This window comes from Nocardia sp. NPDC005825 (genome assembly GCF_040630175.1).
Taxonomy (GTDB): domain Bacteria; phylum Actinomycetota; class Actinomycetes; order Mycobacteriales; family Mycobacteriaceae; genus Nocardia.
Genome location: NZ_JBEXXC010000003.1, coordinates 121,529 through 141,264, shown reverse-complemented (window position 1 = coordinate 141,264; position 19,736 = coordinate 121,529). Strand labels below are relative to the sequence as shown.

The 19,736-nt window shown below is 70.3% G+C and carries 9 protein-coding genes; 5 read left to right on the top strand and 4 right to left on the bottom strand.

Translation table 11 applies throughout. The features are described 5' to 3' along the window. Positions 1-45: 45 nt before the first annotated feature. Both ABZ382_RS09460 and ABZ382_RS09455 read left to right on the top strand, forming a co-directional pair. The gene (locus ABZ382_RS09460; protein ID WP_357086225.1) at positions 46-840 is read left to right on the top strand and encodes an isoprenyl transferase; all 795 of its coding nucleotides are present in this window, start codon (positions 46-48) and stop codon (positions 838-840) included. 26 nt (positions 841-866) lie between these two features. Further along, entirely contained in the window at positions 867-1,244 is a 378-nt protein-coding gene (locus ABZ382_RS09455; RefSeq protein ID WP_357087305.1) for a hypothetical protein, read from the top strand. 24 nt (positions 1,245-1,268) lie between these two features. Here the strand turns inward: ABZ382_RS09455 and ABZ382_RS09450 are convergent, their stop codons facing one another. The 4 genes from ABZ382_RS09450 to ABZ382_RS09435 form a co-directional block, all read right to left on the bottom strand. After that, entirely contained in the window at positions 1,269-1,898 is a 630-nt protein-coding gene (locus tag ABZ382_RS09450; protein WP_357086223.1) for a TetR/AcrR family transcriptional regulator, read from the bottom strand. Positions 1,899-2,003: 105 nt separating this feature from the next. Beyond that, complete coding sequence (locus ABZ382_RS09445; RefSeq protein ID WP_357086221.1) at positions 2,004-2,417, bottom strand: Fur family transcriptional regulator; 414 nt, start codon at positions 2,415-2,417, stop codon at positions 2,004-2,006. A 3-nt stretch (positions 2,418-2,420) separates the two neighbouring features. Then, entirely contained in the window at positions 2,421-2,816 is a 396-nt protein-coding gene (locus ABZ382_RS09440; RefSeq protein ID WP_213560109.1) for a metalloregulator ArsR/SmtB family transcription factor, read from the bottom strand. A gap of 80 nt (positions 2,817-2,896) precedes the next feature. Continuing rightward, positions 2,897-3,733, bottom strand: a complete 837-nt coding sequence (locus ABZ382_RS09435) for a hypothetical protein (protein WP_357086219.1) — start codon at positions 3,731-3,733, stop codon at positions 2,897-2,899. A 192-nt stretch (positions 3,734-3,925) separates the two neighbouring features. Between ABZ382_RS09435 and ABZ382_RS09430 the strand changes: the two genes are divergently transcribed. From ABZ382_RS09430 to ABZ382_RS09420, 3 genes are all read left to right on the top strand, one after another. After that, complete coding sequence (locus tag ABZ382_RS09430) at positions 3,926-5,317, top strand: glycine--tRNA ligase (protein WP_357086217.1); 1,392 nt, start codon at positions 3,926-3,928, stop codon at positions 5,315-5,317. 192 nt (positions 5,318-5,509) lie between these two features. Further along, on the top strand, positions 5,510-6,220 hold the full coding sequence (locus tag ABZ382_RS09425; protein ID WP_357086215.1) for a DUF6875 domain-containing protein: 711 nt from the start codon (positions 5,510-5,512) through the stop codon (positions 6,218-6,220). A 10-nt stretch (positions 6,221-6,230) separates the two neighbouring features. Next, positions 6,231-19,703, top strand: a complete 13,473-nt coding sequence (locus ABZ382_RS09420) for an amino acid adenylation domain-containing protein (RefSeq protein WP_357086213.1) — start codon at positions 6,231-6,233, stop codon at positions 19,701-19,703. The last annotated feature ends 33 nt before the right edge of the window (positions 19,704-19,736 follow it).

Genomic DNA, 19,736 nt, shown 5'->3' with positions numbered 1-19,736 from the left:
AGTGGGCGGCGTCCGGCGCTGTGGCGCGTCGGGCAGGATGGGGGCGTGATCGGGAACCGGAAGTCATCGACTGAGCAGCGTGTTGTGCGGCCGCCGTCACCGCATCCGTCGGGGGCGAAGCCGCCGGCGATTCCGGCGGAGTTCGTGCCCAGGCATGTGGCGCTGGTGATGGACGGGAACGGCCGCTGGGCCCAGGAGCGCGGGCTGCCGCGCACCGCGGGACACGAGCGCGGCGAGGCGGTGCTCATGGACACCGTCGAGGGCTGCATCGAGATGGGTGTGAAGTGGCTGTCGGCGTACGCGTTCTCCACCGAGAACTGGCGGCGCAGCCCCGACGAGGTCCGCTTCCTGATGGGCTTCAACCGCGATGTGATCCGCCGCCGCCGCGACGAGATGCACGAGATGGGTGTGCGGGTGCGCTGGGCCGGGCGGCGACCGCGCCTGTGGCGCAGCGTGATCAAGGAATTGGAAGTCGCGCAGGAGCTCACCAAGGACAATACGGTGATGACCCTGACCATGTGCGTCAACTACGGTGGCCGCGCCGAGATCGCCGACGCCGCACGGGAAATCGCGCGCCGAGTGGCCGCGGGTGAGCTGGATCCGGAGAAGGTCACCGAGGCCACCGTCGCCCAGTACCTGGACGAGCCCGATATGCCGGACGTGGACCTGTTCCTGCGTCCGTCCGGTGAGCTGCGCAGCTCCAACTTCCTGATCTGGCAGGCCGCGTACGCCGAATTCGTGTTCCAGGAAACGCTTTTCCCCGATTTCGATCGCCGTAATCTCTGGGACGCCTGCCTGGAGTACGCCAAGCGTGACCGCCGTTTCGGAGGTGTGAAGTGACCGATCAGCTCACTCCCGCGGAGGTATTGCAGGACCGCGCCCGCGCGCTGCTGCTGCGCTACGGCGTGGAGGTGCGCGAGGAGGAGGGCGCCCTCGGTTTCGAATACGAGGGCGCGCTGTGCTCGCTGCGCGGGGTGAACCTGTCGCCGGGCCTGGATGTGCTGGCGCTCATGTGCATTCTGGCCTGGGACCGCCCGGTGAAGCCGCAGCTGCACAAGCGGGTCGCCGAGCGCAATGCCGCGCTCCAGTTCGGCACGCTGACCGTGGTGTCGCGCGACAAGCTGGCGGATGTGATCCTGCGCTACACCTTCCCGGCCGCCGGGCTGGAGGACGAGCCGCTGGCCACCCTGCTGCTGTTGACGCTCTCCGGTGCGGGCCGTGCCCGCCAGGGCCTGCTGCCCTGACGGGGGTCGCCGTCCGGGATCGGTTCAGGCCCGGGCGGTTTCGGGTTCCCCGGCGGCGTCGCGGTAGCCGGGCAGCATCTCGGTGATGCCGCGCGCGAAGGTGTCGGGATCGGCGTCGCCGAGAATGAGGTGCTGCAGGATGATCCCGGGCAGCAGCCCGAGGAAGATCTTGGCGATGGCGTCGGTGTCGGCGTCCGGGGGCAACCAGCCCGCGTCGCGCATGCGATTGGCGTAGTCGAACCACAGGCGGCGGAAGCCGAGGATATTGGTGCGCACGTAATCGGCGATATTGGCGTTGGTGAGGGCCAGCGCCCAGGCCTGGGGGATGACGCGCACGGGCCCGCCGGGTGCGCTGAGCTTGACGATGTCCTCGCTCATCAGCCGGACCAGTGCGGGCGGCGTGGGTAGCGGTTCGCTGTAGACGGCTTCGCTGAGGGTGGCGCGCAGGTCGACGGTGGCTTCGGTGGCGAGGGCCTCGATGATGTCGTTCTTGGATTTGAAGTAGCGGTAGACCGCTCCGGCGGAGAGCCCGGATTCGGCGAAGACGTCCTGCATGGTGGTGGCGTGCAGGCCTTTGCGGGCGAAGCAGGTCTGTGCGGCGTCGAGAATCTGTTGTCTGCGGCGTTCCAGGTGTGCATCGCTGACTCTGGGCATGCGCCCAAATTAAAACGAATATCCGTTCTCAACAAGCTGACAATGCCATGTCAGCCCTGTCCCATCCGTTGCGAATTTGTGTGGGCCGGACGGGATTCCGGCTGGTCAGCCCTTCGCGGCGCCGCATTCGCGGCAGGTGCCGAAGATTTCCATGGTGTGGCTGATATCGGTGAATCCGTGCTCGGCGGCGATCGAGTCGGCCCACGCTTCCACGGTAGGGCCCTCCACCTCGACGGTGCTGCCGCAGCGGCGGCAGACCAGGTGGTGGTGGTGTCCGCTCGAGCACTGCCGGTACACCGATTCGCCGGTGTCGGTGCGCAGCACGTCGACCATTCCGGCGTCGGCCAGCGATTGCAGGGTCCGGTAGACCGTGGTCAGGCCGATGCCCTCACCGCGTTTGCGGAGTTCGTCGTGCAGTTCCTGCGCGGAGCGGAATTCGTCGATGTCGGCCAGCAGGGCCGCGATGGCGCTGCGCTGACGGGTGCTGCGAACCCCGACCGTCTTCTCGGTTGTTCCCACGGTTCACCCTTCCTCGGCGTGCGCGACCGCGTCGATGACGATGTGCGCGAGATGCTCGTCGACCAGCTCGTAGATGACCTCGCGCCCGGTGCGCTCACCGCGCACCACCCCCGCGGATTTCAGGATCCGCAGGTGCTGACTGATCAGCGGCTGGGTCACTCCGAGGGTATCGACGAGCTCGTGCACACAGCGCGGCGACTCCCGCAGTTGCAGCACGATGGCGATGCGCACCGGCGCCGCGAGGGCGCGCAACAGTTCCCCGGCGGAGTCGAGAATGGTGCGCGACGGCACCACCGGCGGCTGCGGCGACCGGTACGGATACTCGTCGTGGGGGATCGCGGCCGGAGCCTCGGTCGCGACGTGCGAGCGCCGCAGAGGCGCACCGCTGTCCGTGGTCATCGAACCAACTCCTTATTGGAAACCGATGCCATTCTTATATGCACGGGTACGCATGTCAAACATGAAGTCGGCGCGTCGCCTCAGCAATTGCCGTCCTGCGGCATCGGCATCGACCGATCGAAGTAGTACTCGGGCCGATGCTGGTCCGGCGTGCCGCCGAAGGACGGCGGATTGCCGTAGTTGGGGGCCAGATAGCCCTTCTTCCCCAGGAAGCAGTTGACCGGATACGCGAAGCCCTGGACATCGCCGATCCACATCCCCTGCGATCCGCCGTCGTAGGTCGGGTCCTCGACCCAGTCGTACTCGACCACCCGTCGCACCATCGCGACGATGTCGTATGCCCCGTACCCGGTGTGGTCCGGCGGCGTGAACGCGTACGCCACCGAGTAATCGGTGCGAATCGCCAACTCGCCCTTGTCGTTCAGCCCCACCGTCATGGACCCTTCGACCCGCGGCGAGACCGGCAGCAGCCGATACCCGGGCGCCAGCTTCTCGGTCAGCCACCAGGTGTCCGCCGCGTTCCCGGACTTCAGCTTCGGCCGGATGTCCTCGACCTGGTGGGTGGCCAGCAGGGCCAGCACCGGTTCGGCGTCCTGGGTTTCGAGCACGTGCTGATCCAGCCGGGCGGTGACGATCAGCTGTTTGACGCGGTCGGTGGCCGCGGTCACGGTCGCGGCCGAGTAGCGCCCGACCGGCGCGGCGGCGGGCGGCTGGATTCCGGCCGCGCCTTCGGGCCAGGTGGCGGTCGGGGTGTTGGCGAACGGGTGGCCCAGGTCCACGGGCGCGGTCGTGGCGATCGTCGAACCCGAATCATCCGCTGGCCGGGCTTGGAGACGATTGAGCAGAACGGCGCTGCCGAGCAGCGTCACCGCCACGATCGCGAGCGCCACCGTGTACTTGCTCCCGTACGTTCGCATGGCCCCACCCCTGTGCTGTTGTGGATCGCGCACCCCCGCGTGCCGACCGGTGTCCTCGTTCCAATATGGCCGGTTGTGATCAGGGCTGCATCCCCTGCTTGTGGGGGCAGTGGGTGCAAAGTGGCTTGCTCGCGGCAGATAGTCTGGACCTAATCCTTTGCAATCTTCCGGATACGGATGGAGAACTGTTCAGTGGCACCCAAGTCGAAGGTGGACACCGTCGCCAATCTCGCCAAGCGTCGGGGTCTCGTGTACCCGAGCGGTGAGATCTACGGCGGAACGAGGTCGGCCTGGGATTACGGTCCGCTGGGCGTGGAGCTCAAGGAGAACATCAAGCGGCAGTGGTGGCGGTCCATGGTGACCAGCCGCGACGACGTGGTCGGTCTGGACTCCTCGATCATCCTGCCGCGTCAGGTGTGGGTGGCCTCGGGTCACGTCGCGGTGTTCAACGACCCGCTGGTGGAATGCCTCAACTGTCACAAGCGGCACCGGCAGGACCACCTGCAGGAGGCGTACGCCGAGAAGAACAAGCTCGACGATCCGGACGCGGTGTCCATGGAGCTCATCGTGTGCCCGGATTGCGGCACTGTGGGCAAGTGGACCGAGCCCAAGGACTTCAACATGATGCTGAAGACCTACCTGGGCCCGGTCGAGTCCGAAGAGGGCATGCACTACCTGCGTCCGGAGACCGCGCAGGGCATCTTCGTCAACTACGACAATGTCGCCACCACCGCGCGCAAGAAGCCGCCGTTCGGCATCGCGCAGATCGGCAAGTCGTTCCGCAACGAGATCACCCCGGGCAACTTCATCTTCCGCACCCGCGAGTTCGAGCAGATGGAGATGGAGTTCTTCGTCAAGCCGGGCGAGGACGAGCAGTGGCACCAGTACTGGATCGACACCCGCATGGCCTGGTACACCGACCTCGGTATCGACCCGGAGAACCTGCGGCTGTACGAGCACCCGAAGGAGAAGCTGTCCCACTACTCCACCCGCACGGTGGACATCGAGTACCGCTTCCGCTTCGCGGGCAGCGAGTGGGGCGAGCTCGAGGGTGTCGCCAACCGCACCGACTTCGACCTGAAGACGCACTCGGAGCACTCGGGCAAGGAGCTGGTCTACTTCGACCAGCAGAGCGGTGAGCGCTACACCCCGTTCGTCATCGAGCCCGCGGCCGGTCTGACCCGTTCGCTGATGGCGTTCCTGGTCGACGCCTACCACGTGGAGCAGGTGCCGACCGCCAAGGGCGGCGTGGAGGATCGCACCACGCTGCGCCTGGACCCGCGGCTGGCTCCCGTCAAGGCGGCCGTACTGCCGTTGTCGCGCAACGCGGATCTCTCGCCGAAGGCCAAGGACCTGGCCGCGCAGCTGCGCCGGAACTGGAACGTGGACTTCGACGACGCCGGCGCCATCGGCCGTCGCTACCGTCGTCAGGACGAGATCGGCACCCCGTTCTGCATCACGGTCGACTTCGACACGCTCGAGGACCACGCCGTCACGGTGCGTGAGCGCGACTCGATGGCCCAGGAGCGGGTGGCCCTGGATCAGGTAGAGGGCTACCTGGCCGCGCGCCTCATCGGCGCCTGAACCCAGTCCCACTGAAAAGACCGGTCAATACCTGACCGGTCTTTTCTTTATTTCCTCGCTGTTGAAATTCGGAGTGTCATAGATAAATTGGGTAACCCACTACTCGTGTTAACGACCCATGACCGGGCCACTATTTGAGTATGTGGGCAACGGCGCCTTCTCCTGCCGAAGCTCGATCAGCCGAGGTGAGTCATGAGCGAGCGTGTTATCGGCCCCCGCTCGGGGCTGCAATGGGTCCCGTTGGGGGACATCGGATCAACCTGCCCGGCCGCCCGGCCGACGGTGGCGGCGTTCCGGTCCTGGGCGGATTCCATTCTGACCCAACCCAGTGACGAACTGGGCCGTGACGGGCCGGTTTGCCCGTACGTCCGGCCGTCGATGCGGCGGGATCTGCTGTGGCTGGCGCAGGTGCCGGCGGCGGAACCGCGGCCGATGTGGATGCGCGCGATCGTCCGCGACGCCCTGGAGCTGTATCCGGAACTGCCCACGGGGAACGGTAGTTCCACATCGGTGCTGCGCGGATTGATCACGGTATTCCCGAATTTGACCGACTATTCCTTGATCGACGAGATCCACGAGGAATTCAAGACCAAATTCGTGGAGCGCGGCTCGATGCTCGGGCAATTCTATCCGGGCTGTGATCAACCGGGCCTGTGGAACAAGGAGTATCGGCCCTTGGACGCGCCGATGCCGATGTTGGTGGTGCGCACCATGATGACCACCGACTTCCCGTTCCTGCTCGACGACCCCGAATGGGCGGACGCCTACGTGCGCAAGTTCGCGCCGACCCTGCCCGCGCACGTGCGCTCGGTCATGGTGCGGCGCTTGACCTCCCGGCCCGCTTCCCGCGTGCCCGCCTACCAGGTGGCGCCGGCCGACGAATCCTGTTCCACCAGCAGTTAGGCGGTAATCGATGACGCGCGTTTCCGGACACACCTTCCCGCTATCCCCCGCGCAGCTGGGGATGTTCTACGCCCAGCAGCTGGATCCGGCCGTGCCGTTGTCGGAGGCCCAGTACATCGAGATGCGCGGGCCGCTGGAGATCGAGACGCTGCGGCGGGTGGCGGTGCGGGCGGGGCGTGAGTTCGGTTCGGGCGTCCTGCGGTTCGTCGAGGCCGGGGGTCGGCCGGGTCAGGTGGTCGACGCCGGGATGGAGCGCGAGATCGGGTTCCTGGATCTCACCGATCGCACCGATCCGGTCGCCGAGGCGCTGGAGTGGATGCGCGCCGACGTGGCGCGGCCGATCGACCTGTTCGGCGTGAACGCCGGGGTATCAACGGTGATCCGGGTCGGGGAGTCCCATCACCTGTGGTACACCAGAGCTCACCACCTTCTCATCGATGGATTCGGTTCGGTGACCATGCTGTATCGGGTCGCCGAGCTGTACAACGCCGCGGTGCGCGGGCAATCGGCGCCTCCCGGCACCGCGGCCTCGCTGCTGGAAGTGCACGAGGCGGAGATGGCGTACCGGGAGTCCTCCCGGTACGTCACCGACGAGCACTACTGGCGCGAGGCCACCGCGGGCATGCCCGACCGTTGCAGCCTGGTCGCGGCCACCGCCCCGGCGTGCGCGCTGGGGCGCGAGGCCCGCGCCCAGCTGGGTGACGGCACCGCCGCCCGGCTGGAAGCCGCCGCCCGCCGTTTCGACACCAGTTCGGCGACCGTGGTCATGGCGGCGGTCGCGCTCTACTACGCCCGCCTGACCGCGACCGAGGACGTGGTCCTGAGCCTGCCGGTCTCCGGCCGCACCACGGCGGTGCTGCGGCGTTCGGGCGGCATGATCGCCAATGTGGTGCCGCTGCGCGTGCCGGTGCCGCGCACCGGGCGGGTCGGCGAGGTCCTGGACGCGGTCCGGGTCGCGGCGTCGGGAGCCCTACGCCACCAACGCTTCCGCCACGAGGACATGCGCCAGGACGGCTCGCGGGACGATGACGGCGGCCGGGCCGGGGATGACGGGGAACGGCGGGCCGAGTTCGGGCGGGGGATGACCGGTCCGGTCATCAACATCATGTTGTTTCCGGCCGGGATCGATTTCGAGGGCGTCGAATCGAGCCTGCACGTGGTGACGTCGGGGCCGATCGAGGATCTGTTCGTCAACTTCTACCAGCACGGGGCGGGCGCGCCGATCCATGTCGACTTCGCGGCGAATCCGCGGCTGTACGACGAGGATTCGCTGGCCCGGCATCACCGCCGGTTCCTCGCGCTGCTCGATTCGCTGCTGTCGGCGGACGCCGGGACCCCCGTGGCCGAACTGGATTACACGGTGGCGGACGAGAAGCCGCTGCTGGCGGGCGCGCACGGGATGACCGCACCCGAACCGCGCCTGCTGCCGGAGATCCTGGCCGCAGGTCTGCACCGCGCGGGTCCCGACGCGATCGCGGTCATGGCCGCCGACCGGCGACTGACCTACGGCGAGTTGGACGCGCTCTCGAATCGGCTGGCGCGCCGGATATTGCGCGCCGCCGAGTCCGGCCCGGACGCGCCCGTCCTGGGACCGGAGTCGACGGTCCTGCTGGCCCTGCCGCGCTCGATCGAGGCGGTGGTCGCCTTGTGGGCGGTGGCCAGGACCGGTGCGGCGTTCGTGCCCGTGGGCACGGCCCTGCCCGCGGCCCGGCTGGCCGACATCGCGGCGGAGGCGGGCGCGACGGTCGGTCTCGCCTTCTCGGAATCGTCTGCGAAACTGCCGGATTCGATGCCGTGGATCGTTCTGGATGATCTCCTGCGAGGCGGCGGCGCGGCCTCCGGCGACGCGGTGGTGTCGGATCTGCCGTTGACCGCCGATGAGCTTCGTGGCCACCCTCGGGTCGGGAATCCGGCCTATGTGGTCTTCACCTCCGGGTCGACGGGCGTGCCGAAGGGCGTGGTGGTGACCCATTCCGGTCTGGCCGGTCTGGCCGCCGCGATCGTGTCCGCGTACCGGGTGGATCCGGGTTCCCGTGTCCTGCAATGCCTGAACCCGAGTTTCGACGCGGCGGTGCTGGAGTGGCTGATGGCGTTCGCCGCGGGCGCGACGCTGGTGGTGGCCGAACCGGATCCGGTGCTCGGCGCCGAATTGGCCGGGCTGGTCCGCGATTACGGCATCACCCAGGTGTGTTCCACCCCGGCGGTGCTGTCCACGCTGGAGTCGAACGCGCTCGACGGCGTGCGCGCGGTGTCCTCGGGTGGTGAGCCGACGCCGCCGGATATCGTGGCGCGCTTCGGGACCGGGCGGGACCTGCTGAATTCGTACGGCCCCAGCGAGACCACAGTGGCGGTCACCTACACGGGCGGTCTGGTCGCGGGCGTCGAGTCCGGGCTCGGCGATCCGATTCCGGGCGCGGGGATGCTGGTGCTGGACCGCTGGCTGCGCCCGGTGCCGATCGGTGTGGCGGGGGAGCTGTACGTGAGCGGTCCGGGGGTGGCGCGCGGGTACGCGGGCCGTCCCGGTCTCACCGCCGAACGGTTCCTGCCCGCGCCGGACGGTGCGGCCGGGGCGCGGATGTACCGCACCGGGGATCTGGTGCGCTGGACCGAGCGCGGCGTGCTCGAGTATGTGGGTCGCGGTGATTTCCAGGTCAAGCTGCGCGGTATGCGGGTGGAGCTGGGGGAGATCGACGCCGCGCTGAACGCGCACGCCGGGGTGGAGATCGCAGTGACCGTGGCGCGTCCGAGCCCCGGTGGCGGCACGGTGCTGGCGGCGTACGTGGTGCCGCACGCCGGGCACGCGATCACCGAGGCCGAGCTGCTGGATCACGCCACGCACCGGCTGCCGCCGTACATGGTGCCCGCGACCGTCACCGTGCTGGGCGCGCTGCCGCTCACCGCGAACGGCAAGGTGGATCGGCGGGCGCTCCCGGAACCCGTTGTGGCGCAACCGGTCGACGCCGGGGTGGCGGCCACCGAGACCGAACGGGCGCTGTGCACGCTGTTCGCCGAGGTCCTCGGCATCCCCGAGGTCGGCCCGGGCACCTCGTTCTTCGCCCTGGGCGGCGACTCGATCATGGCCATCACCCTGGTCTCGCGCGCCCGCGCGGCGGGCCTGGTCTTCTCGGCCCGCGAGGTGTTCGAGCATCGCACCCCGGCGGGTCTGGCCGCCGTGGTCACCCATCTGGAGGATCGCCACGAGCGCCTTGCCGAACTCCCCGGCGGTGGCGTCGGCCGGATGCCGCTGACACCGGTCGCGTCCTGGCTCACGAGCCGTCCCGGCTGGCGGCATTTCGCCCAGTCGATGGTGGTCCAGGTCCCGGTCGGGGCCGAACCCGCGATGGTGCTCGCCGCCGTGCAAGCGGTGCTCGACCGCCACGACATGCTGCGGGCCCGCGTCGTCCCCACCGATGGCGGGCTGCGACTGGATGTCGCCCCACCGGAGACCGTCGACGCCGCGACCGTGCTGACCCGAATCGACTGCGCCGCGGTGCAACGCATCGCGGGCGACGGGAACGGCGAGCCGGCATCCGAGGTCGTGATCACCGCCGCCGCGATCGACCGCGCCTTGGCGGCGGCGGTCAACCGGCTGGATCCGCGCTCGGGGTCGATGCTCGCCCTGACCTGGCTGGACGCGGGTGCGGGCCGCTCGGGACGGCTGGCGATCGCCGTCCACCACTTGGCCTGTGACGCGGTGTCGTGGCGAATCCTGCTGCCCGACTTGATGTCCGCCTGGGCGCAAGCCGTCTCCGGTACCCGCCCGGAACTGCGCGAGACGGGGACGTCGATGCGCACGTGGTCGTACGCGCTGGCCGCCGTGGCGAACGCCGACGTCTCTGGCGCGGACGACGCGGTGGTGGACTTGCCGTGGCCGAGGCGAGAACTCGGATACTGGCGCGACGTACTGGCCGAGGGCGCTCCGATCGGACTGCGCGCGCTGGACCCGGTGGTGGACACGCACCGCACCGCCGCTCGCGTCGATCTCGACGTGCCGGAGGACGTCTCGTCGATTCTGGTCACACGGCTCGCCGGAACCTATCGCTGTGGCGTCGAGGACGCCCTGCTGGCCGCCTTGACCATGGCGCTCGCCCGCTGGCGCGCCGGGCGCGGCGAAACCGAGGCCGCGAGCACCGTGGTCACGGTGGAGCGGCACGGTCGTGACGAGACCGCCGTCCCGGGAGCGGACCTGTCGCGGACTGTCGGCTGGTTCACCGCCCAGGTGCCGGTCCGGCTGGGACACGGTGCCATGAACGGTGATTCGGGCCCCGACCCGGTGGAATCGGTGCTGAAGAATGTCAAGGAGCAGCTGCGCGCCGTGCCGCGCAGTGGCCTCGGCTACGGACTGCTGCGCTATCTGAACCCCGAGACGGCGCCCGAGCTCGCCGCCTTCCCGGAGCCGCAGCTCGGCTTCAACTACCTGGGCCAGATCCCCGATATCGAGATCGAGGGCGACTGGCTGCCGATCGCGGTCGGCGACCGCTTGGGCGGACACGCCGACCCGGCCATGCCGCTGGCGGCGGTGCTGTCGGTGGACGCCGTCACCCTGGAGTCGGCGGCCGGGCCGCGGATTCGCGCGATGTGGCAGTACGCCTCCGGTGCGATCGCCGCCGAGGACGTGGAAACACTGTCCCGCGCCTGGCTTTCGGCTCTCGGCGAGATCGCCGAGCTGCTCCAGCGACCCGATGCCGGTGGCCTGACCCCCGCCGATCTGCCCCTGCTGAAGATCTCGCAGCCCGAAATCGACAACTGGGAACGGACTCTCGGCCGGCTCGCCGACGCCTGGCCGCTGACGCCGTTGCAGCGTGGCCTCCTGTTCCAGGCCCAATTGGCCGAGGGCCGTTCGGACGGCTATTCGGTCCAGGCGATCATCGACGTGGAAGCCGACCTCGATCCGGACCGGCTGCGGGCCGCCGCCGAAGCCCTGGTCCGCCGTCACGACGTGCTCCGTGCGGGCTTCATCGCCTCGGATGCCGGTGCCGTGCAGGTGATTCCGGCCGAGGTGGCGGTCCCGTGTGAGTATCGGGAGGCGATCGGCGCGACCCCCGAGGAGCTCGACGCCCTCGCCGCGGCCGAACTGCGCGTCCCCTTCGCGGTGGACCGCCCGCCCCTCATCCGCTTCCTGTGCATCGCGGCGGGCGAGCGCCGTTTCCGGCTGGTCATCACCAACCACCACCTGATCCTCGACGGCTGGTCCATGCCGCTGCTCTTCGCGGAACTCATCGGCCTCTACGAAACCTCCGGTGACGACACCGGTTTCGCGACCCCGGTCCCGTTCCGCACCCACCTCGAATGGCTGGCCGCCCGTCCCGCCGAACCGGCGCGCACCGCGTGGACCCAAGCCTTGGCGGGTCTCGACGGCCCCACCCTGATCGCACCGACCGCTCCGCGCGCCGCCGCAGCGACCGCTCCGCGCGCCGCCGCAGCGACCGCTCCGCGCGCCGCCGCAGCGACCGCGCCGGTCGCCCACGAGGTTCCGCTCCCCGGGGGCCTGCCCGACGCCCTGCGCCGCACCGCCGCGGCCTGCCAGGTCACCGTCAATACGCTGGTTCAGGCCGCTTGGGCGCTGTTGCTGGCCGAGCGGACCGGGACCACGGACATCGTCTTCGGCGCCACGGTGTCCGGCCGTCCGCCCGAGCTCCCCGGCTCCGACCGCATGGTCGGCATGCTGGTGAACACCGTCCCGGTCCGGATCACCCTGAACCCGGCTGAATCCATCGCCGACCTGCTCACCCGCGTCCAGCACGAGCAGGCCGCCCTGGCCGAACACCAGCACCTGGGCCTGGACGAGATCCACGCCGTCACCGGCCGCGGCCAGCTCTTCGATACGGCAACGGTCTTCGAGTCCTACCCGGTGGACGCGGCCACCCTGGCCGCCGCCACCCGGCACGCCGACCTCGCCGTCACCAACCTGCGCGCCCAGGACGGCACCCACTACCCGCTCTCGCTGGCCGCCTACGCCAATGACGGCCTCCGTCTCGAACTCACCCGCTCACCCCGCTATTTCGATGCCGCCCAGGCCGATTCGCTCGCCGAGTCCCTGTCCCGCCTCCTCGTCGCGCTGACCGGACCGTCGACCCACCGCGTCGCGACGCTCACCGGCGCGGCCCCGGACGCCGATGCCGCGATCCGCCACGGACTGCCCGCGAGCGCGCCTCGCCTGCTACCGGATCTCCTGGGTTCCAGCGCGTCCCCGGACACGGTCGCGATCCGCGCTGCCTCCTCGCCGGCCGCCGTGGTGGACCTTCGCGAACTCACCTACGGGCAACTGGACGCTGCGGCGAATCAGTTGGCGCGCAGGCTGATCGCCGGGGGAGCGGGACCGGAGCGGACCGTACTGGTCGCCCTGCCGCGGTCGATCGAGTCCATGGTCGCCGTGTGGGCCATCGCGAAGACCGGCGCGGCCTTCGTCCCGGTCGACATCACCCAGCCCGCCGCCCGGACCAGTGTCGTCGCCACGGAATGCGGTGCGGTGCTGGGCATCACCGGCACCGAGCAGACCGATCTGCCCGACGAGGTCTCGTGGCTGCGGCTCGATGACGAACAGTTCGCCGCCGAGTGTGCCACGCTGTCCGCCGAGCCCGTCACCGACGCGGATCGCACCGCACACCTACTCCCGGAGCACGCGGCCTATGTCGTGTTCACCTCCGGATCCACCGGTACGCCGAAGGGCGTCGTGGTGTCGCACGCCGGTCTCGCGGACATGGTGGCCGAGACCCGGCGACGCGGCGGGATCGATCGTGACGCGCGCGTCCTGCACTGCCTGAATCCGGCTTTCGACGCCGCGATGCTGGTGTGGATGTCCACGTTCACCGCCGGGGCGACGCTGCTCGTCGCCCCGCAGGAAGCGAGCGCCGGGGCCGAACTGGCCGCGGCGATCAGGGCGGGAGTCGCCACCCATCTGGTCAGCACGCCGAGCATGCTCGGCACCCTCGACCACGCCGACCTGATGGGTGTCGGCACCGTCATCATGGGCGGCGAGGTCTGCCCGCCCGCCCTGGTGACCCGCTTCGGCGCCGACTGCGCGCTGGTGAACTCCTACGGTCCGGCCGAAACCACCATCGCCGCGAGCTTCGGCGACCCGATGACACCCGACACCACGACGCTCATCGGCGCACCCGTCCCCGGCACGACCATGCAGGTCCTCGACAGCTGGCTGCGACCGGTGCCGCTCGGCGCGATCGGTGAACTGTACGTGAGCGGACCGGGCCTGGCCCGCGGCTACGCGAGCCGCGCGGCGCTGTCCGCGAGCCGCTTCGTCGCCGATCCCTTCGACGCCGGTCGGCGCATGTACCGCACCGGCGACCTGATGCGCTGCACCGCAGCGGGTTTCGAGTACCTGGGCCGCACCGACTACCAGGTCAAGATCCGCGGCATCCGGGTGGAGCCGGAAGAGGTCGACGCCGTCCTGCTCACCCATCCGCGCGTCGACGCCGCGGTGACGGTGGCCCGCCGGAACCCGGCCGGGGCGATGTCGCTGTGCTCGTACGTCACCGTCGACGCTCCGATCCCGGTGCCGGACCTGCTGGCCTGGGCATCGGATCGGCTGCCGCGCTACCTGATCCCCTCGAGCCTGCAGATCCTGCCGGAGCTGCCCCGCACCCAGACGGGCAAGCTGGACCTGCGCGCCCTCCCGGAACCCGCACTGGCACAGGCGGACTACCTCGAGCCCACCGGCCTCGCGCTCACCGTCGCCGAAACCTACGCCGAGGTACTGGGCCTGGATCGCGTCGGCGCCCGTGACGACTTCTTCGCCCTCGGCGGTGATTCCCTCATCGCGACCCGCGTCGCCGCCCGCCTGGCCGCGCATCTCGACCGCACGGTCCCGGTCCGCCTGTTGTTCGAGGCTCCGATCGTCGCCGAACTGGCCGACCGCCTGACCGCCACCGAATCCGACACCGCCGCACCGGCGCTGACCCGAACCGAGCGCCCCGCCCTGGTTCCGCTCTCCCCGGCGCAGCAACGCATGTGGTTCGTGAACCGCTTCGACCCGGCATCCCCGGCCTACAACGTGCCGGTGGCCCTGCGCCTGACAGGCCACCTGGACCATGCCGCCCTGCGCGCCGCACTCCGCGACGTCCTGAACCGCCACGAAACTCTGCGCACCGTCTACCCCGACATCGACGGCGTCGGCATGCAGCGCGTCCTCGATGCCGACGAGGTCCCCCTCGACCTCGCGCCGATTCCGGTGACCCCCGGCGCGCTGCCCACGGTGGTCGCGGAAACCATCGGTGACGGCTTCGACGTCACGGCCGCTGTCCCACTGCGTGTTCGCGTCTTCCGGATCGACGCCTCCGCCGATGCGGTGAACGACCACGTCGTCGTCCTCGTCGCGCATCACATCGCGACCGACGGATTCTCCATGGCCCCGCTGACCCGGGATGTGGCCGCCGCCTACGCGACCCGCGCGGCCGGCGAGGTCCCCACCTGGGAGCCGCTGCCCGTGCAGTACGCGGATTACACCCTGTGGCAGCGGGATCGGCTGGGCGAGGAAGAGGATGCCCGCTCGATGGCCGCCCGGCAGGTCGCCTACTGGTCGGACACGCTGGCCGGGGCGCCGGATCATCTGGAGCTGCCGACCGACCGTCCGCGTCCGGCCCGCGCCTCGCATCAGGCGGCCGAATGCACCGCGCGCGTGGACCGCACCGTGAGCGACGCGATCGACCGGTTCGCCCGCGAGCATCGGGCGACGCCGTTCATGGTGGTGCACGCCGCCCTGGCCGTGCTGCTGGCCCGGCTCGGCGGGACCGGCGATGTCGTGGTCGGCACCCCGGTCGCGGGCCGCGGCGTGCGTGAACTCGACGACCTGGTCGGCATGTTCGTGAACACCCTGGTCCTGCGCACCGACGTGCGGTCCGGCGAGGGATTCGGGGCACTGCTGGATCGTGTGCGCGACACCGATCTGGCGGCTTTCGAGCACGCGGACGTGCCGTTCGAGCGGCTGGTCGAGGTGCTGTCCCCGGCCCGCTCGGAGGCCCGCCACCCGTTGGTCCAGGTCATGCTGGTGTTCCAGAACCTGCCCATGCCGGAACTGCGCCTGCCCGAACTGACCGTGGCCCCGCTCGAATTGCCGCAGACCAACAGCCGATTCGACCTGAGCCTCACCGTAATCGGCGATGCCGACGGCCTGGAGCTGCGCTGCTGCTACGCCACGGACCTGTTCGACGCCGCCACCATGACCGACTTCACCGACCGGTTGGTTCACCTGCTGGGTGAGATCACGACCGAATCCGCGCGCCCGGTCGGCGATCTGGACCTGCTCACCCCGGTAGAGCGGGACCGCCTCGCCGGCGGCCGCGCCCCGGTGACACCCCCGCGCACCCTGGCCGACATCATGGCCGACGCCGTCGCCGCCAACCCGGACGGCATCGCCGTGGTCTGCGGCGATCGGAGCCTGAGCTACCGCGAACTCGATGCCCGCGCCGACCGGGTGGCCCGCCGCCTCGCGGCCGCGGGTGCCCGCCCGGAAACCCTGGTGGCCGTGGGCATTCCGCGCTCCATCGAATCGGTGGTGGCGGTCTGGGCCGTCGCGCGCACCGGCGCGGCCTTCGTCCCCGTGGACCCGGCCTACCCGCCCGACCGCATCGCGCGCATCATCGACGTGTCCGGCGTGCGGCTCGGTCTCACCGTCACCGACCAGCGTCACCGCCTGCCCGACACCGTGCACTGGTGGTGCCTGGACGAGCCCGACGCCGACGACAACCCGCCCGCACTCGCCGAAATCCACAGGAACACGGCCAATCCCGCGTACGTGATCTTCACCTCGGGATCCACGGGCGCACCCAAGGGCGTGGTGGTGTCCCACGCGGGTCTCGCGAATCTGGCCGCCGCCCAGCGGGAGCGGGACGAGATCACCCCGGACTCCCGTGTCCTGCACGTCGCGTCACCCAGTTTCGACGCCTCGGTGGTGGAACTGCTCATGGCCGTCGGCGCGGCCGCCACCCTGGTCGTGGCGCCGCCCACCGTCTTCGCCGGACTCGAACTCGGGGAACTGCTGTCCCGGGAACGCGTCTCGCACATCGCCCTCACCCCGTCGGCGCTGGCCACCGTGGACCCCACCGGCCTGGACGATCTGCGCCTGATCGTCACCGGCGGCGAGCCCTGCCCGCCCGAACTGGTGACGGCGTGGGCCGCCGAGGGCCGCGACCACTTCAACGACTACGGCCCGACCGAGGCGACCGTGTGGGCCGTCGGCGGGCCGGTGCGCTCCGGCGAATCGATCACCATCGGCGTCCCCGCGCCCGGCGTGCGCGCCCTCGTCCTGGACGAGCGGCTGCGCCCGGTCCCCGACGGCGTGGTCGGTGAGCTGTATCTGGCCGGAATCCCGCTGGCCCGCGGCTATTTCGGCCGCTACGACCTGACCGCCGCCCGCTTCGTCGCCGACCCGCACGGCGTCGCGGGGGAGCGGATGTACCGCACCGGCGACCTGGTTCGCCGCCGCGCCGGGAACCTGGAGTACCTGGGCCGCACCGACACCCAGGTCAAATTGCGCGGCCTGCGCATCGAACTCGGCGATGTCGAGGCGGCCATGACCGCCGACCCGTCCGTCGCGCGGGCGGTCGCGGTGGTCCGCGACGACGGCCACGGCGGCCTGCTGGTCGCCTACGTGGTCGCCGCACCCGGGGCCGAGCCGGAACCGGCCGTGCTGAAGAAGGCCGCCGCGCAACGACTCCCGTCCTACATGGTGCCCACCGCGGTCATGGTGCTACCCGAGCTGCCGCGCACCGCCAACGGCAAACTGGACCTGGACGCCCTGCCCGCCCCGCAGCAGGAGGCCCGCGCTCACCAGGCGCCCGAGGGACCGGTGGAGACCGCGGTGGCGGCGGCCTTCGCCGAGGTGCTCGGCATCGATCGGGTGTGGCGCGACGACGATTTCTTCGCGCTCGGCGGCAATTCGCTGATCGCCACCCGGGTCGTGGCCCGGGTCGGCGCCGCCCTGGACGCGGCCGTGCCGGTGCGGGCGCTCTTCGACGCCCCGACCGTGGCCGAGCTGGCCGCCTTCGTGGCGGCGGGCGCCGCGTCCGACCGCCCCCGGCCCGGACCACGGCCACGCCCGGCGCGGATCCCGCTCTCGGCGGCACAACAGCGCATGTGGTTCCTCAATCGATACGACCCGGGCTCGCCGCTCTACAACATCCCCGGCGCCTTCGAGATCGACGGCGCGCTCGATGTCTCGGCCCTCCGCGCCGCGATCGACGATGTGGTGGCCCGGCACGAGACGCTGCGCACGATCTACCCCGCCGGGCCCGACGGCTTGCCGGACCAGCGGATTCTGCCGCCGACACCGGGTTCCACGCCGATCACCGAACTCGACGTCACCGCCGACGGCATCCACGCCGCGCTGATCGCCCAGCTGTCGCGGGGCTTCGACATCACCCGCGAAACCCCGCTGCGGGTGTGCGTGCTCCACGTCGGGCAGGAACGCACGGTGCTGGCGCTGGCGGTGCACCACATCGCGGCCGACGGCTGGTCGATGGCGCCCTTGGCGCGAGATGTCGTGTACGCGTTCGCCGCTCGCACCGCCGGCGTCGCGCCCGCCTGGACGCCGCTGCCGCTGCAGTACGCCGACTATGCCCTGTGGCAGCACGAATTGCTGGGCGCGGAGGCCGATCCCGACAGTCTCGCGAGTCGTCAGCTGGAGTTCTGGCGCACCACCCTGGCCGGCCTGCCCGAGGTCCACGCGCTGCCCACCGACCGCCCCCGCCCGCCCCTGCCGTCCGGTGCCGGCGATCGCATCGAATTCACCGTTCCAGCAACCGTTCAAGACCGCGTGCAGCAGCTGTCCCGCGCCCACGGAGCTACCCCGTTCATGGTGGTGCACGCCGCCCTCACGGTGCTGCTGGCGCGGATGTCGGGTCACCCGGACATCGCCCTCGGCTCGGTGGTCGCCGGTCGCGGCGACGGCGAATTCGACGACCTCGTAGGCATGTTCGTCAATACGGTGGTTTTGCGCTCGCACGTCGATCCCGCCGCCGGATTCGCCGCCACCCTCGACGCGGTCCGCCGCGCCGACCTGGCCGTCTACGGCAATCTGGACCTGCCGTTCGAGCGACTGGTGGAGGCGCTGGCCCCGGTCCGCTCCACCGACCGTCACCCGTTGTTCCAGGTGCTGCTGGCCTTCCAGAACGTACAGACCGAGCGCACCGAGCTGCCGGGCCTGGCGGTCCGCCCGCTCGACGCGCCCGCGCCCGGTTCCAAGTTCGATCTCGAATGGATGCTGGCCGAACAGTTCGGGACCGAGGGGGAGCCCGCGGGTATGACCGCCTCCCTCACCTTCGCCACCGACCTGTTCGACCGGTCCACCGCCGCCGCCATGGCGGACGGCTTCCTCGCCATCCTCGACGCCATGACGGCCGATCCCCTGGCAGCGGTCGGCGCCATCGAGGTCGCCGGGGCCGGATTGCCGGTGCTGACGGCGACTCCCCACGAGGAGCCGAGGCCGGCGGCGCAGGCTCCGGTCCATCGCGGGTATCGCGCCGCGCGCACCGAGGAGGAACGCATCCTCGTCGCGGCCTTCGAAGCCGTGCTGGAGTCTCCGCGAGTCGGGGTGGACGACAACTTCTTCGATATCGGCGGCACCTCGATGGGCGCGGTCCGCATCGTCACCCAGGTGCGCGAGGCGACCGGCATCCCGATGGCGCTGCAATGGATGTTCCTCGATCCCACTCCCGCCGCGCTGGCGCGACGACTCGGCGAAGCCGCCGCGCAACCGGGCGTGGAACAGTCGATGCGGGTCCTGCTGCCCATGCGCCCGCAGGGCGAGGGGCCCGCCCTGTTCTGTGTGCATCCGGCCATCGGATTGGCCTGGTGCTACGGCGGATTGGTGCGCCACATCGACGGGGTGAACCCCATCTACGGCATCCAGTCCCCGGGCGTGACCGACGGCGGGACGGCCGACCGCACCGTGCGCGACCTGGCCGTGCGCTACGCCGAGGAGATCCTTCGCGTGCAGCCCGAGGGCCCCTACCAGCTGCTCGGCTACTCGGCGGGCGGTCCGCTGGCGCACGCCACGGCCGTCGAACTGCGCCGCCGGGGCGCGGAGGTGCCCGCGCTGATCATGCTCGACTCCCGCGCCGACGTCGCCGTACAGGAGGACACCGCCATTCCGCCGCTGTCGTTGCTGCTGGCCGAATTCGGCGGCATCGACGTCCCGTCCGGACTCGACGACCTCACCGCCGACCGTGCGGCCGAACTGCTGGAGTCGGCCGGAATCAGTTTCTCCGCAACCGAACTGGAGAACGTCTACCGGGACATGTGTCATCTGCTGCGTCAGATCGCCGCCCACGAGCACGAGGTCTTCGACGGCGACCTGCTGTTCATCGCCGCCACGGGCAACCCCGACCCCATCCCGAATGTCAGCACCTGGCGGCCCTACATCGCGGGCCGGATCGACGACCGCCCCGTCGAGTTCGGGCACAACCGGCTCACCACCCCGGAGGCGTGGGAGGTGATCGGCCCGATGGTCGCGGCCTATCTGGCCCGCTGATCCTGGCCGCGAGCGGGTCGGCTGGGGAACAAT

Coding starts and splice junctions, on each gene's coding strand:
- ABZ382_RS09450 (WP_357086223.1), bottom strand. CDS start 1,898: ATGCCCAGAGTCAGCGATGCACACCTGGAACGCCGCAGACAACAGATT.
- ABZ382_RS09440 (WP_213560109.1), bottom strand. CDS start 2,816: ATGACCACGGACAGCGGTGCGCCTCTGCGGCGCTCGCACGTCGCGACC.
- ABZ382_RS09435 (WP_357086219.1), bottom strand. CDS start 3,733: ATGCGAACGTACGGGAGCAAGTACACGGTGGCGCTCGCGATCGTGGCG.
- ABZ382_RS09425 (WP_357086215.1), top strand. CDS start 5,510: ATGAGCGAGCGTGTTATCGGCCCCCGCTCGGGGCTGCAATGGGTCCCG.
- ABZ382_RS09420 (WP_357086213.1), top strand. CDS start 6,231: ATGACGCGCGTTTCCGGACACACCTTCCCGCTATCCCCCGCGCAGCTG.